Origin of the sequence: Mucilaginibacter phyllosphaerae, from assembly GCF_004378255.1 — a bacterium.
Classification (GTDB): Bacteria; Bacteroidota; Bacteroidia; order Sphingobacteriales; family Sphingobacteriaceae; genus Mucilaginibacter; species Mucilaginibacter phyllosphaerae.
The window spans coordinates 630,180-649,287 of sequence record NZ_SNQG01000002.1 but is presented as its reverse complement, the minus strand read 5'-3'; the positions used below and the strand labels follow the sequence as shown (position 1 = coordinate 649,287).

The 19,108-nt window shown below is 44.0% G+C and carries 16 protein-coding genes; 2 read left to right on the top strand and 14 right to left on the bottom strand.

The window, feature by feature from the left end; genetic code table 11:
- Positions 1-10 precede the first annotated feature (10 nt).
- The 12 genes from ligA to sucD form a co-directional block, all read right to left on the bottom strand.
- Entirely contained in the window at positions 11-2,026 is a 2,016-nt protein-coding gene (gene ligA / locus E2R65_RS07740; protein WP_134336012.1) for an NAD-dependent DNA ligase LigA, read from the bottom strand.
- A 94-nt stretch (positions 2,027-2,120) separates the two neighbouring features.
- The gene (locus E2R65_RS07735; RefSeq protein ID WP_134335904.1) at positions 2,121-2,957 is read right to left on the bottom strand and encodes an endonuclease/exonuclease/phosphatase family protein; all 837 of its coding nucleotides are present in this window, start codon (positions 2,955-2,957) and stop codon (positions 2,121-2,123) included.
- Between the two features lie 153 nt (positions 2,958-3,110).
- On the bottom strand, positions 3,111-5,180 hold the full coding sequence (locus E2R65_RS07730; protein ID WP_134335903.1) for a vWA domain-containing protein: 2,070 nt from the start codon (positions 5,178-5,180) through the stop codon (positions 3,111-3,113).
- A gap of 82 nt (positions 5,181-5,262) precedes the next feature.
- Positions 5,263-5,505 (bottom strand): DUF3253 domain-containing protein, encoded by a 243-nt coding sequence (locus E2R65_RS07725; protein WP_134335902.1) that lies wholly within the window; start codon positions 5,503-5,505, stop codon positions 5,263-5,265.
- A gap of 159 nt (positions 5,506-5,664) precedes the next feature.
- Positions 5,665-6,408, bottom strand: coding sequence for a 3-oxoacyl-[acyl-carrier-protein] reductase (fabG, locus tag E2R65_RS07720; RefSeq protein WP_134335901.1), 744 nt, complete (start codon positions 6,406-6,408; stop codon positions 5,665-5,667).
- Positions 6,409-6,499: 91 nt separating this feature from the next.
- The gene (locus E2R65_RS07715; protein ID WP_134335900.1) at positions 6,500-7,249 is read right to left on the bottom strand and encodes a hypothetical protein; all 750 of its coding nucleotides are present in this window, start codon (positions 7,247-7,249) and stop codon (positions 6,500-6,502) included.
- Between the two features lie 99 nt (positions 7,250-7,348).
- Positions 7,349-7,555, bottom strand: coding sequence for a cysteine-rich CWC family protein (locus tag E2R65_RS07710; RefSeq protein ID WP_134335899.1), 207 nt, complete (start codon positions 7,553-7,555; stop codon positions 7,349-7,351).
- Between the two features lie 163 nt (positions 7,556-7,718).
- On the bottom strand, positions 7,719-10,094 hold the full coding sequence (locus tag E2R65_RS07705; protein WP_134335898.1) for a ribonucleoside-diphosphate reductase subunit alpha: 2,376 nt from the start codon (positions 10,092-10,094) through the stop codon (positions 7,719-7,721).
- Positions 10,095-10,251: 157 nt separating this feature from the next.
- On the bottom strand, positions 10,252-11,226 hold the full coding sequence (locus E2R65_RS07700; protein WP_134335897.1) for a ribonucleoside-diphosphate reductase small subunit: 975 nt from the start codon (positions 11,224-11,226) through the stop codon (positions 10,252-10,254).
- Between the two features lie 681 nt (positions 11,227-11,907).
- Positions 11,908-12,282: a methionine-R-sulfoxide reductase gene (locus E2R65_RS07695; RefSeq protein WP_134335896.1), complete on the bottom strand. Its 375-nt coding sequence runs from the start codon at positions 12,280-12,282 to the stop codon at positions 11,908-11,910.
- 313 nt (positions 12,283-12,595) lie between these two features.
- Positions 12,596-14,068 (bottom strand): serine hydrolase domain-containing protein, encoded by a 1,473-nt coding sequence (locus E2R65_RS07690; protein ID WP_204986290.1) that lies wholly within the window; start codon positions 14,066-14,068, stop codon positions 12,596-12,598.
- A 237-nt stretch (positions 14,069-14,305) separates the two neighbouring features.
- Complete coding sequence (sucD, locus tag E2R65_RS07685; protein ID WP_134335895.1) at positions 14,306-15,184, bottom strand: succinate--CoA ligase subunit alpha; 879 nt, start codon at positions 15,182-15,184, stop codon at positions 14,306-14,308.
- Positions 15,185-15,365: 181 nt separating this feature from the next.
- Here sucD and E2R65_RS07680 point away from each other — a divergent pair, with 181 nt between their 5' ends.
- Both E2R65_RS07680 and E2R65_RS07675 read left to right on the top strand, forming a co-directional pair.
- A complete protein-coding gene (locus tag E2R65_RS07680; RefSeq protein WP_134335894.1) occupies positions 15,366-16,151 on the top strand; it encodes a carboxypeptidase-like regulatory domain-containing protein in 786 nt (261 codons plus the stop codon).
- Positions 16,152-16,343: 192 nt separating this feature from the next.
- Entirely contained in the window at positions 16,344-16,844 is a 501-nt protein-coding gene (locus E2R65_RS07675) for a hypothetical protein (RefSeq protein WP_134335893.1), read from the top strand.
- Positions 16,845-16,923: 79 nt separating this feature from the next.
- On the opposite strand, the gene dctA is transcribed toward E2R65_RS07675, so the two are convergent.
- Entirely contained in the window at positions 16,924-18,156 is a 1,233-nt protein-coding gene (gene dctA, locus E2R65_RS07670) for a C4-dicarboxylate transporter DctA (RefSeq protein WP_134335892.1), read from the bottom strand.
- Between the two features lie 107 nt (positions 18,157-18,263).
- Entirely contained in the window at positions 18,264-19,103 is an 840-nt protein-coding gene (locus E2R65_RS07665; protein WP_134335891.1) for a sulfite exporter TauE/SafE family protein, read from the bottom strand.
- Positions 19,104-19,108: the final 5 nt, after the last annotated feature.

The following is a 19,108-nucleotide window of genomic DNA, read 5'->3' as shown; positions in this document are numbered from 1 at the left end:
TTTATTGTGATTAACCTAACATCGCCAGCAATTCTTCATCGCTAATGATAGAGATCTTTAATTTAGTGGCTTTTTCTAATTTGGCAGGCCCCATGTTATCCCCTGCTACCAGGTAATTTAATTTAGCCGATATGCTGCTTAGTATCTTGCCGCCATTTTGTTCAATAATATCCTTCAGCTCATCGCGCGAGTATTTTTCGAACACGCCCGATATAATGAAACTCTGGCCGGAGAATTTGTCGCTGGCAAGTGTAACTTTCTTTTCTTCGACTATAAACTGCAGGCCTGCTGCCTTTAGCTTTTCTATTTCTTCGCGATGCTTATCATCTGCAAAATATTCGGTAATACTTTCGGCTATGCGGCCGCCAATCTCTTCGGCAGCGGTCAGTTCCTCTGCCGTGGCCTTCATGAGGTTATCAATCGTTTTAAAATGTGCTACCAGCTTCCTGGCAACAGTTTCGCCCACGTAGCGGATGCCCAGGCCAAACAATACTTTCTCAAACGGCTGCTGTTTAGATCTTTCTATACCATCCAGCATGTTGTTGATAGATTTTTCGCCGAAGCGGCCCAACTGTTTCAGGTCACCGGCCCGTTCGTGCAGATGATAAATATCACTAATGTGCTTAATAAATTCCTGACGGTAAAGGGTTTCGATGGTTTCGTCGCCCAGGCCGTCTATATTCATCGCTTTGCGGCCAATGTAATGCTGCATTTTGCCAACTATCTGCGGCGGGCAACCTTCATCATTGGGGCAATACCAGGCCGCTTCGCCTTCGGTACGCAATAGTGCTGTATCGCACGCCGGGCAATGGGTAATGTAGGCAATGGCCTTTGCACCGGGCCGGCGCTTATCCAGGTTTACGCTGATGATTTTAGGGATGATCTCGCCACCTTTTTCTACAAAAACAGTATCATGTTGGTGCAGTTTAAGGCGTTCTGTTATTTCATCTGCATTATGCAGCGTGGCACGTTTTACGGTTGTACCTGCCAATAGCACAGGTTTTAAATTAGCAACTGGCGTAACGGCGCCTGTGCGGCCCACCTGGTAACTAACTTCTAAAAGTTCGGTTTCTACCCGTTCGGCCTTAAATTTATAGGATATGGCCCAGCGCGGCGATTTAGCCGTAAAGCCTAGTTCCTGTTGCTGCGAATAGTTGTTTACTTTAATAACGATGCCATCGATATCATAACTCAAGTTATGCCTCTCGGTATCCCAGTGGTTAATAAATTCCATCACTCCGTTGATATCGCTTACCAAACGGCTATGGTTATCTACGTGGAAGCCCCAGCTTTTTACGGCCTCCAGGCTTTCCCAATGGGTTTTAAACAGAGTTTTTTCGGTGTACAGGCCGTACAGAAAACAATCCAGCGGGCGGCGGGCCACCTCGGCCGAGTCCTGCAGTTTCATGGTGCCCGATGCAAAATTGCGGGGGTTAGCATAAGGCACCTCACCGTTATCTGTACGTTCTTTATTTAAACGTTCAAAGGCTTTAAGATGCATAAATACCTCACCACGAATCTCGAACAGATCGGGATAATTACCGGCATTCAGTTTTTTGGGGATGTTGTGGATAGTACGCACATTGGTAGTTACCTCATCGCCTTGTGTGCCATCGCCGCGGGTTACGGCACGGGCCAGCTTACCGTTCTCATAAGTTAAACTCATGGATAAACCATCAAATTTCAACTCGCACACGTACTCAAAATTATCGCCAATTGCTTTACGGATGCGCTGATCAAAATCTATTAGTTCCTGCTCGTTATAGGTATTCCCTAACGATAGCATGGGCCAACGGTGCTTAACCGTAACAAACTCCTTAGTGATATCGCCGCCTACTACTTGCGTGGGCGATTCGGGGTTTAAAAATTCCGGGAATTGTTTTTCCAGTTTGCCTAACTGCTCCAGCTTCTGGTCAAAATCATAATCGGATATGGTAGGCATAGCCAGCACATAATAGTTGTAGGTATGCTGTTTCAGTTCGGCAGTAAGGGCCTCAATTTTTTCTTTAGCTTCGTTAGGCGACATGATAGCGAAGATAGTTTTTTTAGTTAATAGTCGATAGTCCATAGGCCATAGTAAAATACGCTTTAGCTATGGACCATCATCTATGGGCCATGGGCTAATATCCCATAATTGCTACCACCGGGTAATGGTCTGACGGGGTACGGCCGTGGTAAGTATTGGTTAAAATAGCATAGCGTTTTACCTTAAACTGTTTGGTTACAAATATATGGTCGATACGTTTATCACCGGCTGTGTTGGCATCAAAATCGTTAAAGGTATCGCTTGGCGCCAGCTTAACAGGCGACAGCATATAGCTATCTTTCAGCACACCAGAATTGTTTATTACCGCATAGCTATCTGATGTTTGGTCTACATTAAAATCGCCGGTTAAAATAGTTGGCGTGGCGCCTGCCATCTGCCTGATCTTTTGCAGCACCAGTTTAGCGCTTTCCCTGCGGGCAATAACGCCGATATGATCCATATGCAGGTTAAAAAAGTAAAAGGTAAAGCCTGTTTTCACTTCCCTGAACTGCGCCCAGGTACAGATGCGTGGCAGTGCGGCATCCCAGCCCTTGTTGGGTTTATCGGTTATAGCCGACATCCAGAAATTGCCTGTTTTTAACAGTTTAAACCTTCCGGCCTTGTAAAATATGGCCGAATGTTCGCCGCCGTGTTTACCATCGTCGCGCCCTGCCCCTATCCACCTGTAACCGGGCAGGCTATCGGTTAATTCGGTTAACTGGTGGTACTTGGCTTCCTGCGTACCAAAAATATCCAGATCCTGAAACCGGATGATCTTAGCTATCCAGGGAAAGCGCTGCCCCCAGCCGTTACCAGCGGTAGAATCTTCCCCATTAGAATAACGAAGATTATAAGTACCAATATTGAGTTGCTGGCTAAAAGCAGTACTTGCTGTAAACAATAGCAGGATGAGCGTTAGTTTGATTTTCATATCATGTACAGAATTGTATTCAAAGATAAAATTCATTACCCTCTTGTTGATTAAGCGAATAATAATTTTACAATATGTGCCAACTATGATTTTGGCTAAAGCCCCTGGCTATAATATAACTATTCACCAAACGCTAATCTCTGATCACCACTCCTAAACCTCCCCTTCGCGCTTTCTTAAAAACCATTCGGCACTAAGCAGTAATAAGATCAGTACAAAAACCCATTTCACATCTATCAGGTCGCTGTATCGTTTATCCTCATAAACAACGGTTTTGATGTTTTCGTTCTTGCGGATCAGGCCGGCCAGTTGATCTATTTGCGAAGGCAGCAGCATTTGCCCGCCCGATTGTGCAGCTATATTGCGCAGCAGTTGATGGTCAGCGGTACTTTGGCGGGTTTCCAGGTTAAGCTGTTTGATGGTTAATTGCCCGTTTGCCGTAAACGCCTGTTTGCCATTGCTTGTTGTGGCCGAGTAAGTGTATTCGCCAACCGGCAGTGTGCCTGCATTCAACTGGTAACTTTGCCCGCTGCGGGTAAACAAAAAGCTGTAGCTTTTGCCTGCCCGACTCTTCAGGTTTATTTTCACATCCGGGGTATTGATCAGTTCAAGCGCTTCATTGTAAAGCTCCGCATTCAGCAAAACATTCTCGCCCTCATCAAAAACATTTTTGGATGAATAAACCCTAAAACGCTGCCGGTTTGCGTTTGCGGTTAAGTATTGCACGGTTTGGCTTAACAATTCCTCTACTGCGTGGTGGTTACCAAACTCGCGGTACTCGGCCAATTGCCAGCGCCAAAGCCCTTCGCCGGTTAATACAGCCTGTTTGCGGCCTGCATCATCGTTAAAAGCCAGCAACGGGTAATTAGTTTCTACATTACCAATCTTTTGTTTTAACAAAACAGATGCTGTGCCTGCTGCCGTGTAATTACCGAAAGCAGCCAATAAAGGCGGCAGCTTGCTCAGTTTATTTTGCGAAGAATCTGTAAGTGTAAAAGCAGAAAACGTAGGTACGGGCTGGGCAAAGGCCTCCTGCACCTCTGGGCTGCTGCTATTTATTTTAACAGCGCTTTGTGCGTTGTTAAAGGCCGGCAAGTTAGTTTGGGTGCCTGCAATATGCCACAATGGCGTTTTACTTTGCTGCAGGCCCTGCAGTTTACTGTAACTGCCTGCCGATAGCTGGTAAAAAATAGCCATGCTATAATCAGTAAGTTTTATCGTGCTCAGATCGCTGACCAGGCTGGTTTTTACCTCAAAGTTCTTATTGCTTTCGATGCCTTGCTTAATCACGGCAAGGTCTGGGTGAGGCGCATCATACAGTAACAGGATCTTTTGGCGTGCATCCAGCACATCTATATAAATGGTTTCGCTATTGTTTTGTACCGATAGCTCATTTTTAACCGGGGCCAGCTCAATAGTAAACTTGCGGATGCCTTTTTTACCGGCATTCAGCTTCACCGGGATAACTTTTTTAAATGCGGCGGATGTAACAGCGATGTTTTGCTGGTGTACCTGCCTGCCATCTTCGGTAATGGTTAGGCGCATACTTTCGCCTGCGCTTTGGTAAGCTTCGGCCAAAATCTCTACCTCAAAATCATTACCCAAAAAAGCCGTTTTATTGTAATTTACATTGCTGATAAGCAGATCGCGGCGGGGAATGGTATCGCCCAGGGCAACGGTATAGATGTTGGTTTTGATATTACTTGCTTCATACTGCGGGTCGGCACCAAGATTGTACAATCCGTCGGTAGCTAATACCAGCGCGCCGATGTTTCGGTTTACAAAGCGCTCGTTTAGCTGGTGCAGCGCGTTGGCAATATCGGTTTGGCGGCCATCATACGTATCCGAAACGCTATCTTTAAGATCCTTATCGAAATGAAATTCGTGCACTTCGTAGCCGTCGCCGAGCTGTTTTTTGAGGGCATCGGCCCAACCTTTTCTAAGTGAAAAGGCACTTTTGCTGAACAGCTTCACCGACTGCGAATTATCCTGCGCTATCAAAATTACAGGTTTCTGCGGCTGATAAGTGGTAGACTTAACCAGCGGAGATACGATCAATAAGGCCAAAAAACTAACCACCAGCGCCCGGAAAGCAAAAAGAGCATTGCGCATACTTTTTACTAACTGTACCGGCTTACGATACATGAGCCAGGCATACAGCAGGCCCAGCACAATGCAAGCAGGCAGCCACCATCCCGAAACAGATCCCCAGTTAAACGACATTGGTGGTACGTAGTGAATAATGAGTGGTAAATTGGCCCATAACATCCATACCCGCAAAATGCGAATTTATTGTGGAATGGGTTTAATTAATTTTTATACGGATTGGGCCTTTAATCTGATCAACATCTACCGGTTGGCCTTTTTGTATTATCGTCACTTTGCCTGCTTTTTGTAACTCAATGGCTGCATTCCTTACCTCTGGCATGTATTTACGCCAGTTTACAGGGAATAACGCGCGCGCTATTTCTGATGGACAAACGGTTTTATCCGGGCCGCGGTCGGTTGTCATAGTGAGGATGGTTTGGGAGATAGGGTTATGAAACATATATTACATAACAAAAGCGGCAGGATTATGCTTGCCGCTTTTGTTAATATATACATCGTAAATCCTCTTTGGTTGTCAATCTGACCCTATCGAAGACTTAGCAGATTCGTTAATGGTTCCACAGGCTCACCAGGACATGGTAATATGTTCAGCTTAAACCTACAACATCCCGCCGTCAACAGGAATAACCTGGCCGGTAATGTATGCTGCCATGTCTGATGCCAGGAATACGCAGGTATTGGCTACGTCTTCGGGTTCGCCGGCACGTTTCAACGGGATATCTGCTTCCCAGCCTTCAACCACTTTAGGGTCTAACACGTCGGTCATTTCCGTACGGATGAAGCCCGGTGCTACCACATTGGTGCGGATATTGCGCGAGCCTAATTCTTTTGCTATCGATTTAGAGAAACCGATAATACCCGCTTTTGAGGCGGCATAGTTGGACTGACCTGCATTCCCCTGTACACCTACTACCGAGCTCATGTTAATAAAAACACCCCTTCGGGCTTTCAACATCACTTTTGAAGCTGCTTTAGTAACGTTGAATATCGATTTTAAGTTTACGTTTAAAACCTCGTCCCACTGTTCTTCGGTCATGCGCATCAGCAGTCCGTCTTTGGTGATTCCGGCGTTGTTCACCACAATATCCAATGCGCCAAAATCGGCAACAATATCGTTTATCAGTTTTTCGGCTTCGTTAAATTTGGAGGCATCGCTGCGGTAACCTTTTACCTGTGTGCCAAAGACCTGTAGTTCCTGCTCCAATGCCTGGCCCTTTTCTACAGATGATAAATAGGTAAAGGCAACTTTTGCACCGTGCTCGGCAAATTTCTCTGCTATTTTACGGCCTATGCCTTTTGATGCACCCGTTATCAGTGCGATTTTTCCTTCTAATAATTTCATAATTTAAGTATGAGTTTTCGAGTGGGTGAAGGTAAGGAATTACTGCGAAAGACAAAAGCGGGTTACCGGCCTAACCAGTGCACCGCTTTAATTAAAAGCTATGGATCAAAAATACATTCCCAGCGTAGGAATTAAAGCCCGGCGTAACCGTGCCGCCCTCACGGCTATTATAATTGGCGCCAACGGTCCCCAGGCTATACCTGGCCTCTAAGCCGATACTCATACTATTACTTACTGCAAAGTTAAATCCAAGCTTAGGTGCAATGTAGGTAACACTGCTACCTGCTGATTCTGTTGAACCGTCTATTCCGTCGCCTTGTATGGTCATTTTAAAACTCGCAATAATGTATCCACCGTTTATACCGCCATACATCGTTGCCGAACTACCCAAAGGCAGTTCATACGCAACACCGGCGTATAAACCTATGCCCGAATAATTACCATACGTTGCCGTATAAGAATATAAATCATCGGTATAGCTGATGTTGCTTTGGATGGGCTTGTAAACGCGGTAATCAACCGTGCCCGTATATACTAAACTACCCATACGCTTGCCAACCGTTACCCCAAATGTAGGGGCGCCTTTATAGATCTCTTTCATATCGCCCAGGGGAGATTCGTACCCTAAGTTGAGGGCTATTAACCAGCCATCCTGCGCTATATAACCACCGCTATTGTGGCTGCTGCCGCTTAACACATCCCCATCGGCATTTATACCTGCCGAACCACGGTGCTGTGCGTTTGCAGGCAACCAGATAATAATCAGTAAAACAACAAGTAAAGTGTAAACCCGGCGAATGGAGTTTTTGATAAAATTAGGGAACATTGTAAAATAAGGCATAGTTTAAGCCATCTAATTTACAGAATTTATTTTACGCGGAAAGAAAAAAATCAGTATAAAAAGGTAAGCGTATCTAAAGCAAAAGATCAACGTAACGCTTTACAAACCCTCCTGATATTCTTTCTGCAACTCCAATAAACAATTGGCGCACAGGCATCCATCATATAGTTCGCTTACGTATTGCACCTCGTTGATGCTTAACTGCACGGTACTACACTGGCACTTGGTGAATGAATTGGCTTTACATTCAAAAGGTGCGCTGCAGCGGTCGCAGTGGAGTATTTCGTGTTTCGCGGATATGATCATTGTAAAGTCCGGAAGTCGGTAAGACCGAAAGTCCGGGAAGCTATTATTTGTAATTAAAAAAGTCCGAAAGCAAAGATGATAAAACATCTTTTAACTTTCGGACTTATGCGGACTTTCTGACTTTCCGACTACTTATATGTGTATATATAGAGTATTAGGCTAATTATGCAGAGCAGGTAACGCAGCCTTCTTCCATAGAGCAAGATGGGCCGGCCGGCATTTCTTGTTCGCTGCTGTCTGCAACAACTTCCGGTATAACGGCTTCCATGTTTTTGCCGCCCTGGTTCTCTACGGTAAATTTAACCGCTTGCGATGCTGCCTGGGTACGCAGGTAGTACATACCTGTTTTAAGGCCTTTTTTCCATGCATAAAAGTGCATTGAAGTCAGTTTAGATGCGTTTGGCGAGTTAATAAACAGGTTAAGCGACTGCGACTGGCAGATATAAGCGCCCCTATCGGCAGCCATATCGATGATGTTACGCATCTTGATCTCCCAAACGGTTTTATAAAGTTCCTTGATATCGGCAGGGATCTCTGCAATATCCTGGATAGAACCGTTCGCGGTAATGATCCTGTCTTTCATGCCGTTGTTCCACAAGCCACGGTCAACCAGGTCGCGCAGCAGGTGTTTGTTCACAATCACAAACTCACCGCTTAATACCCGGCGGGTGTATATGTTTGAGGTATATGGTTCAAAGCACTCGTTATTACCCAATATCTGTGATGTTGATGCAGTTGGCATAGGTGCTACTAACAGGGAGTTACGCACACCATGGTTCATTACATCAAGGCGCAAGTTATCCCAATCCCAACGGGTGCTGGCCGGTTTAACATCCCAAAGATCAAACTGGAACTTACCTTCAGATAAAGGCGAGCCTTTAAACGTTTGGTAAGCACCGTCTTTTATAGCCAGGTCTTTAGACGCCGTCATGGCAGCAAAGTAAATGGTTTCAAAGATCTCTTTGTTCAATTGTTTAGCTTCTTCGCTTTCAAACGGCAAACGCAACAGGATAAAGGCATCGGCCAAGCCTTGCACACCTAATCCAATTGGGCGGTGGCGCAGGTTAGAGTATTCAGCCTCAACAACCGGATAATAATTATTGTCGATGATCTTGTTCAGGTTTAAAGTAGCCTGATAAGTTACTTCGTATAATTTAGCATGGTCAAACTCACCGTTGATCACATAACGTGGCAATGCTAACGAAGCCAGGTTACATACTGCAACTTCTTTATCAGAAGTGTACTCCATGATCTCGGTACATAAGTTGGAGCTTTTGATAGTACCCAGGTTTTGCTGGTTAGATTTTAAGTTAGCAGCATCCTTGTATAACAGGTACGGTGTACCGGTTTCTACCTGTGCATCCAACACAGCAAACCAAAGCTCTTGCGCTTTAATGGTTTTACGACCGCGGCCTTCTTTCTCGTAACGCTCGTAAAGGGCTTCAAACTCCTTGCCGTGGCAATCTGCCAGGCCCGGTGCTTCATGCGGGCAAAACAATGTCCACTCTTCGTTAGCCTCTACACGGCGCATAAACAGGTCAGATACCCAAAGGGCGTAGAACAGATCGCGGGCGCGCATTTCTTCTTTACCATGGTTTTTGCGCAGGTCTAAAAATTCAAATATATCTGCATGCCATGGCTCCAGGTAAATAGCGAAAGCGCCTTTACGCTTGCCACCACCCTGGTCTACATAACGCGCGGTATCGTTAAACACCTTCAGCATCGGGATAATACCATTGCTGGTACCGTTTGTACCGCTGATGTATGAACCTGTTGCACGCACATTGTGGATGCTTAGGCCTATACCGCCCGCACTTTGCGAGATTTTGGCCGTTTGTTTAAGTGTATCGTAAATACCCTCGATGCTGTCATCCTTCATGGTTAGCAGGAAGCACGACGACATTTGAGGTTTTGGTGTACCGGCATTAAATAAGGTTGGTGTAGCGTGGGTAAACCAGCGCTCGCTCATCAGGTTGTAGGTTTTGATAGCACTTTCGATATCCTCTTTATGGATACCCACAGATACGCGCATGAAAAGGTGCTGCGGACGCTCGGCAATTTTACCGTCTATTTTTAACAGGTATGATTTTTCTAAAGTTTTAAAGCCAAAGTAATCAAAACCAAAATCGCGGTCGTAAATAATGCTGCTATCCAGTATCTCGGCATTATCGCGAATGATGGCGTAAACGTCATCGGCTAATAGGGCGGCATTTTTACCTGTTTTTTTGTCAACGTACTCGTACATACGTTTCATGGTTTCAGAGAACGACTTGGTGGTGTTTTTGTGGAGGTTAGACACCGCTATACGTGAGGCAAGCAAGGCATAATCCGGGTGTTTGGTGGTTAGCGATGCTGCCGTCTCAGCTGCAAGGTTATCCAGTTCGGAGGTGGTAACACCATCAAACAAGCCTTCAATCACTTTCTTCGCTACATCTATCGGGTCAACCAATTTAAACCCATAGCACAGCTTTTCTATACGCGCTGTGATCTTGTCGAACTTAACCGACTCTTTTCTTCCGTCTCTTTTTAATACAAACATTTTATTGCCACCTCCTTATTCCCTGCCAACCCGACAGGGGTAATTATTTAATTAGTTTATTGTTTTCTTTTTGTTGATTTCACCGACCGGAGAATGACCTCACTGATTCTGATCAGCTTTAAACTAATCTCTATCTCCGGTCACTAATCGCCAACCCCTAAAAATCCTCGTCCAGTGAAAATGCTTTGCTTTCTGCACTGCTGTTCATTACGCCGCTTTTTTGGTAATCGCCAACACGTTTTTCAAAAAAGTTGGTTTTACCCTGCAGGCTTATCATCTCCATAAAATCAAACGGACAAGATACATTGTACACTTTAGGATAGCCCAACTCGTCTAACCATCTGTCGGCCACAAATTCAATATACTGGCTCATCAGTTTGGCATTCATTCCTATCAGGCTTACCGGTAAGGCATCGTTCACAAACTCTTTCTCAATCTCTACCGCATCTGTAATAATTTTAGTTACAGCCTCTGTAGACAGTTTATTATCCAGCATTTTGTAAAGCATACAGGCGAACTCGCAATGCGAACCTTCATCACGGGAGATCAGCTCATTGCTAAAGGTTAAGCCCGGCATTAAGCCACGTTTCTTTAACCAAAAGATAGAGCAGAAACTACCGCTAAAAAAGATCCCTTCTACAGCTGCAAATGCTACCAAACGTTCGGCAAAACTACCGTTGTTTATCCAGCGAAGTGCCCACTCTGCCTTTTTACCCACACATGGTACGGTATCAATAGCATGGAAAAGGCGGTCTTTTTCGGCCGGGTCTTTTATATAAGTATCAATGAGTAAGGCGTAGGTTTCTGAATGGATGTTTTCCATCATGATCTGGAAACCGTAAAAACAACGCGCCTCTGGCAACTGTACCTCGCTCATAAAATTGATGGCCAGGTTTTCGTTCACGATGCCATCGCTTGCGGCAAAAAATGCCAGGATGTGCGATATAAAATGCTTCTCGCCCGGGTTAAGATTTTCCCAGTGCTTTAAATCGTCAGACAGGTCGATCTCTTCGGCCGTCCAAAAGCTGGCTTCGGCTTTTTTATACATTTCCCAGATAGCGGGATATTTAATCGGGAGGATCACAAAGCGATCTTTATTTTCCTTTAATAATAATTCTGTTTCCTCTGCCATATCAACAATTTCCTTATATTATTTATTAAAATTCTTTCACCGCCTAACAACACCATTTTACCCTGCTTTTGTACCGGGCCGACAACAGACACGAATGCCATGTGAGTATTTAACTAAACGCTTTAAATTGCTTTTTTGCGTTTATTTACTCACCTTTCACAACCCGCACTAATCGTTTCTAAAATATTTTTAGCAGCACATTAGCCCATGTAAGCATGGTCTTTTCTTTTCTGTATCAATAGAACTATCGACAACATCAGACAGCGTTAAAAGAACTTGTAATTCAAAGATAGGCTATGATGCCATTTAACGTTAGTCTAAGTTTTAAACATCACCTATAAGTTGTCCACACTTTGCTCAGTCGCATTAAAATTATTGTTGATGACAAGAAATTTAAGCAGTTATAAAACAGCAGGTTAACGCAACCCGATTATCGGTTTTAGGTTATGAAAAATAAAAAATCAGAAAAATTTGCAGGATATAAACATTTACTTAACACCCTTAAAGGCGAGGCAGGTAGCTAAGGTAAACTACCCTGAAAAGGCGGTTTTACCACGCCGAAATCTGTTAAAACAACAGCCTGTTTTTAAACAAAACACATTGTGGAAAAAGAAAAAATCCCAGCCAAAAAATCGGCGGGGATTATAAATTGTTCGACGGCTGTTAAGCTTTTTTACTTGCTTATTTTTTCAATTCGTCGACAGGTACAAATTTCATGGATAATGAATTTACGCAGTGCCTGGTATTTTTAGGCGTAAGGTATTCGCCCTGAAAAACGTGGCCTAAATGAGCGCCGCAGTTATTACAAAGTATTTCGGTACGGCGGCCGTCGGCATCTGTTATCCGCTTAACGGCACCGGGTATCTCATCATCAAAACTTGGCCAGCCGCAATGCGACTCGAATTTAGACTCAGATGTGTATAACGGTGTATCGCAGCGTTTACAAACATAAACGCCTTCAGCTTTATTATCCAGCAATTCGCCGGTAAACGGGCGCTCGGTCCCTTTATGTAAAATAATATATTCTTCTTCGGGTGTTAATTGATTGTATGCCATGTTTATTTAGTGAATTAGTGATTGATCGAATTAGTGATTTGAGCGTCTGCTTTCATAATCCATCTACATAAATATACGACAAATAGTGCGCAAATTTTGTTTGCAAAGCGGATGTTTACATGGTTTTGACTGTTCAAAATCCGCTGCATGAGCTTTCAACTCATGGTACAGCATGGCTTCGGCTTTCAGCTGAATATAAGCTGAAAGCTTACCCGGTGCAACCCACGAGTTTCGCTGCGCTAAACTCGCGGGAGCGTAAAACAGATGCTTTACTATTGTTCAGCATGACAAAAAGGGTTTCCCTTTCAGGGGATTAGGGGTTTATGCCAATATGATACTCCTGTATCAACGCCGGGTTCTCTGGTGTTAGGGTAAAATTCACACGTACATCCGCTTTCTCGCCTTTTAGGATAAAATAACCGCGCAGGTTATTCTCGGGCATCACCTCGCCTATGCTTACTATTTTACCTGCCCTGGCATATACATCAGTTGCTTCGGCTTTTAGTTTATCGGTAAAGTAATCCATAAAAAAGTTAACGGCAAAAATGCCCGAGGTTTTGGCGTTATTCCAGTTGGGTAACAGTTTCACCAACTCGTCGCGGCGCTGCGTCAGGATTTGCGAGGCCGGCAATTTGCGGGGCTCTATATGCGATAGCGACAATAAAGTATCTAAAGCTATATTATTTATCCTCCCTGCATTCGCATAGGTAAGATTGGCAAAACATATCACACCAATCCCGTAATCGGGCATAATATTCCAGTTACTGCCAAAGCCGGGTAAACCACCACTATGGCCTACATAAACGTGGTTATCGCAATCCTTTGCCCAGCGCAGGCCATAACCATACGCCGATACCGTTGGGCAGAGCCGGCCATTTGGTGTTTTTGCATTTGCTGTAAGATAATTTACATTCCATGGGTATTGCATCTCGCGGACAGAGCTGCGTTTTACCGGGCTGGTTTCGGCATCATCCCTAGCAGGCCAGGCGTTTTGGTGTACAGCTATGTATTTGCTAAAATCTTCTATCGTGGTTATCAATCCGCCCATAGCACCGTAGGCCCCATCGTGCAGCAAGGGCTGTTCAACCCATTTATTATCCAGCCAGCGGTAACCGTGGGCAAGCTGCTCCTTTGGCACCTCGCTGTATTCCCAGTAGGTATGTATCATGCCCAGGGGGGTTAAAATATTGTCGGTAATATATTGCTCGTAGGTTTTGCCCGATACCTTTTTAATAATATAACCCAACGTAGCAAAACCCAGGTTGCTATACTCGTACCCCTGCCCGGGGTTGTTAGAAAACGAAACGCCTTTTTTGTAAATGGCTATTAACTGTGCATCAGATACGGCCAGCTGCCTGTCGCCCCAGGGGTTATCTTCCGGAAAACCGGCCGAATGGGTAAGCAAGTGGCGGATAGTTATCGGTGTGGCATCTTTAGTAAGATACTTATTGTTTTTCATCTCGGGGATGTAGAGGTAGGCCGGGTCGTCAAGCTTTAGTTTACCTGCATCGCGCAGCTTCAGGATGGCCATAGCGGTGAGGCTCTTGGTCATAGATGCTATCCGGAAATCTGATTTAGAGGTAACGGGGGTTTTGTTATCGATATCTGTATAACCGGTATTGCCCGTGTACACCAGTTTACCATCTACCACAATACCAAAAGCCATACCCGGCCAATGGTTATCTGCCGCGTATTGCTTGTACAGCTTATCGATAACCGGGAAAGTTGCTTCTATTTTTTTTGAGCCTGTCCGGGTCGGTAAAGGCGGCGGGTTTGTATTGGGCAAAGGTGGCGGTAGATGCTAACAGGAATAAGGCGAGATATTTTCTCATGGTGATAATTTGTCTGAACCTGAATTTACCGAATGTAAGAATTTTTAGAATATTCTATAACTGTCACTAAGCAGTATGAGATGCTAAAAACAAGTATGCAACGAATAGATTAAACACAAAAAATCCCAGCCAAAATTGGCCGGGATTTCTCTATACCTTGAATCTTAATTCTTACTTCTTGATTCTATTAGTTATACTAATTTAGCCAGTTCTTCTGCCATAGCAGCGCCAATTTCAGCAGGCGATTCTACTACACGGATACCGCACTCACTCATGATCTTCATTTTAGCCGCAGCTGTATCATCGGCACCGCCAACAATAGCACCTGCGTGGCCCATGCGGCGGCCCGGAGGCGCAGTTTGGCCGGCAATAAAGCCAACAACCGGTTTTGTACCAAATTCTTTGATCCAGCGGGCAGCTTCAGCTTCCATACCGCCGCCAATCTCACCAATCATAATGATACCGTGGGTTTCCGGGTCGTTCATTAAAAACTCAACAGCCTCTTTGGTTGGGGTGCCTATAATAGGGTCGCCGCCAATACCAATAGCCGTGGTAATACCTAAACCGGCTTTAACAACCTGGTCAACCGCCTCATAAGTAAGCGTACCTGATTTTGATACCACACCTACATTACCTTTTTTAAAGATAAAGCCCGGCATAATACCGATCTTAGCTTCATCAGCCGTAATGATACCGGGGCAGTTAGGGCCAATCAGGCGGCTGTCTTTATCGGCTAAATATTCTTTTACCGCAATCATATCCTTTGTAGGGATACCTTCGGTGATACATACAATAACTTTAATACCTGCTTCGGCAGCTTCCATAATGGCATCGGCACCAAAAGCGGGCGGTACAAAAATGATAGATACATCGGCGCCGGTTTGGTCAACCGCATCTTTAACCGTGTTAAAAACAGGCCTGTCTAAATGGCTTTGGCCACCTTTACCCGGTGTAACACCACCAACTAACTGTGTACCGTAAGCAATCATCTGCTCGGCATGGTAAGAACCTTCTTTACCGGTAAAACCCTGTACTATAACTTTAGAATTTTTATTTACGAGAACGCTCATCGGCTTTTTAGTTTTTGTATGGCAAAGCTAAAAAAAAAATCGCCCCTCCACCCTTTAATGGGTTAATTTTTCAAAAATTACATTTTTGCTATAGTCAACCGGTAATTAATGATGTTAAAATGTGTTAAACGCTGGTGTTTATAAAATATAGCACGTAAATTTATAGCACAACCTTATACTTATGAAACAACTGCTGTTTGCCCTGTTACTGCTTTTTAGCATTGATGCCAGCGCACAACTGGTTAGCGGAATAGTTATAGATAAAAAAACGCGTAAACCGCTCGAATATATTGTGGTAAGCGCATCAAACACCAATGTACTCACCAGCGAGCAGGGCAGCTTTACCCTCAGGATCACCAAAGTAACCGATACCCTTAAAATTAAAACGATGGGGTATAAAACCTATACCCGGGTGATAAGCCCCTGGAGCGGCAGGTTAAAGATGATCGAGCTGGAGCAGCAATCCATCCGTTTAAATGAAGTGGCTATTATGGCTAAACGCAATTTTATCCGCGATAGCGTAAATAACCGTAAGCAGTTTGCCAAAGAGTTTGCTTTTAAAGGCCCGGCTTTTACCGAGATCATGAGGCCTACGGCCACTAATGTGCCTTTTGCCTGGGCAACGGTAGATCTGCTCTCGCTGTTTAAATCTATCAATAAAAAGAACACCAGGCAATACCACCTGCAGCAAACCATGCTGCGTTACGAACGCGAAGACCATACCAGCCAGCGCTTTAACCGCAACCTGATTGCGCGCATTACCCGGTTACAGGGCGATACGCTGGACGATTTTATTACCGAGTACCGCCCTACCCCTGCACAGATAGACATGATGACCGATTATAACCTGGTATTTTACATTAAAGACAGCTTAAGAAGATTCAAAGAAAAGCCTAATGATACTAATAAACCAACCAAACCGGAGTTTAAAGCAGACACAATTAAAGTTGATGCCTATAAAAAATAATGTATATTTATACTTGTAAAATAAAACATGATGATGAAATCAGTTAAAAAATTTAAAACATTCGAAAAACTGAAATCCCATGAAAGGAATACAATAGACTATTCGTTGAGTTTAGAAAAACATAATGCATTTGAAGAATTTATTAAATCTGTCCGAATTCAATGGAAGATCAGTAAGTCTAAGTAACTAAATGTGAAGGAAAACTTTAAAAATAGTTTATTAGCAGTCTGTAAAACGCTGGAAACTTACAACGTTAAATATATGCTTGTTGGAGGAACTGCTGTTGCCCTCAATGGTTACTATAGACTCTCTACAAATACAAATGGAGAAATTACAGATAAACCAGACATAGATGTTTGGTATAACCCAACTTATGAAAATTATTATAATATTTTAAAAGTTATAAAAGACTTAGGTGAAGATGTTACCGAGTTTGAAAAAGAGCAGAATCCAGATCCAAAAAGATCATTTTTCAAGTACGAACTTGACGATTTTACTCTTGATATTTTACCCGAAATTAAAGCAAAAATTAAGTTTTCCGATGCGAACAGAAGTAAAGAGACCGTTGAAGTTGAAGGAACTCAAATTCATTTTATGGATTACTATAATTTAATGAAAGACAAAGAGGCAACTGCTCGAAAAAAAGATTTGGAAGACATTCAACATTTAAAAAGAATCAGGGATGATGAATAAAAATCACTCGCTGCAAATCGATTCTGAATTTGCTTTTTTATCTCAGATATGCATACTGTAAATCCTTATTAACTATCACTTATCCGCAAGCTGGCGTTGTAAACTCTTTCTCGCTTTTAGCCACTACAATGGTTGCTATGCCATTGCCTATTACGTTGGTAATGGCGCGTGCCTCGCTCATAAAGCGGTCAACCCCAAGCAGGATAGCCACCCCTTCTACCGGGATAACTTTGATAGCGGCCAGTGTAGAGGTAAGCACAATAAAACCGCTGCCGGTAACCCCTGCTGCGCCTTTGGAGGTGATCATGAGGATCCCGATAATGGTAAGCTGCTGTTCTATAGAAAGATCTATTTTAAACACCTGCGCCAAAAATATTACCGACATAGACAGGTAGATAGTGGTACCATCCAGGTTAAACGAATATCCTGTTGGGATAACCAGACCCACTACCGATTTTGAGCAGCCAAATTTCTCCAGCTTTTCCATCATCCCCGGCAGGGCCGATTCTGATGAGGAGGTACCCAGTACGATCAGGATCTCTTCTTTAATATATTTAAGATATTGCCACAGGCTGAATTTGAACAGATAGGCAATAAAGTTTAGCACCACAAATACAAACAGGAACATCGTGAGATATACCGACCCCATTAGCATGGCCAATGGTTTAAGCGTGGCCAGGCCGTAGGTGCTGATGGTGTAGGCCATACCGCCGAATGCACCAACAGGCGCCACCTTCATCACGATCTTCATGATATTGAAAAACACTTTAGATAGCTTATCAAAAGTAGCGATAACGGATTGCCCAGCCTCGCCCATCCGGCTTAAGCCAAAACCGAACAATATGGCAAAGAAAAGTACCTGTAGGATATCGCCTTTGGCAAAAGCCTCAAAAGCGTTAGATGGTACGATATGCGTGATAAAATCGCCCCATTTCATCTCGGTAGCAGCCTTTTCATAGGCGGCAAGTTTGGCGGTATCTACCTTAACATGGTTATTAATAAAATTGGCCCCCGGTTTAAGTATATTGGCCACCGTAACGCCAATTACCAATGCCAGCGTGGTAACCAGCTCAAAATACAACAGGGCTTTACCGCCCACACGGCCTACCTTTTTCATATCGCTCATGCCGGCAATACCCAGCACAATGGTTAAAAATATGATAGGCGCTATCAGCATCGTAATTAAACTGATAAAGATTTTGCTGATCATCTGCGCAGTTGGCGCAAAACCTTTAAAATACAGGCCCACAAATATGCCCAGTATAATAGCTATAATAACCTGAAAGGTGAGATTGCTGAAAAGGCGTTTCATTTGGTTGGTGAGTGGTGAATGGTTTACTGGTGAGTAGTTACCTTTTTAAATTAAAGTTCTAAATATAATATTTTGAAACCACTCTCCAATCACTAATCAATTACTCCCTAAATCTTCCCCGTAATGCCGTTATAGATCATCTGGCTGGCTAAAAAAGTAACCACAACGGCAAATACCCAGCGTAACCATCGGGATGATTTGGTGTGTACCAGTATCTTAGAACCTGTCATGGCGCCGAATAGCACACCTATTACTACAGGCATAGCAATCCCCGGCTCTATGTAACCGCGTTGCAGGTAAACCACCGCGCTGGCTGCTGCGGTTACGCCTATCATAAAATTACTGGTGGTGGTTGATACTTTAAAAGGGATCCGCATAATGGTATCCATCGCCAGCACCTTTAACGCGCCCGACCCAATACCCAGCAGCCCGGATATGGTGCCTGCAAAAAGCATCATAAAAAAGCCGCCGCTTACACGGGTTACACCATAATTTATCTGCGCGCCATTCCCATCGGGGTAACTGCCGTAAAGTTTTAACCGGGCTGCCAGGTAAGTTGGTTCGGTCAGGATATTTTCGGCCTTTTTACGTAATGACATTAATGCCGAAAAGATCAATATCACCCCAAACAAAATCGCAATGTATTGTACAGGGATATAAACGGCTATTAATGCACCAAACAATGCACCAATTGTGGTAGCGATCTCTAAAAACATACCAAGCCGTATGTTTGTAATACCTTCTTTAACATAAGCTGCTGCCGAGCCGGATGATGTTGCAATTACCGATATTAATGAGGCACCAATGGCATAATGGATATCAACATCCAATACAAGGGTAAGCAGAGGGATGATAACTACGCCACCGCCAAGCCCGGTTAACGAACCCAGCAAGCCGGCAAAATAGGCCCCGATAAGTATAATTACAGTAAAAATAAGTACCGACATGTGCT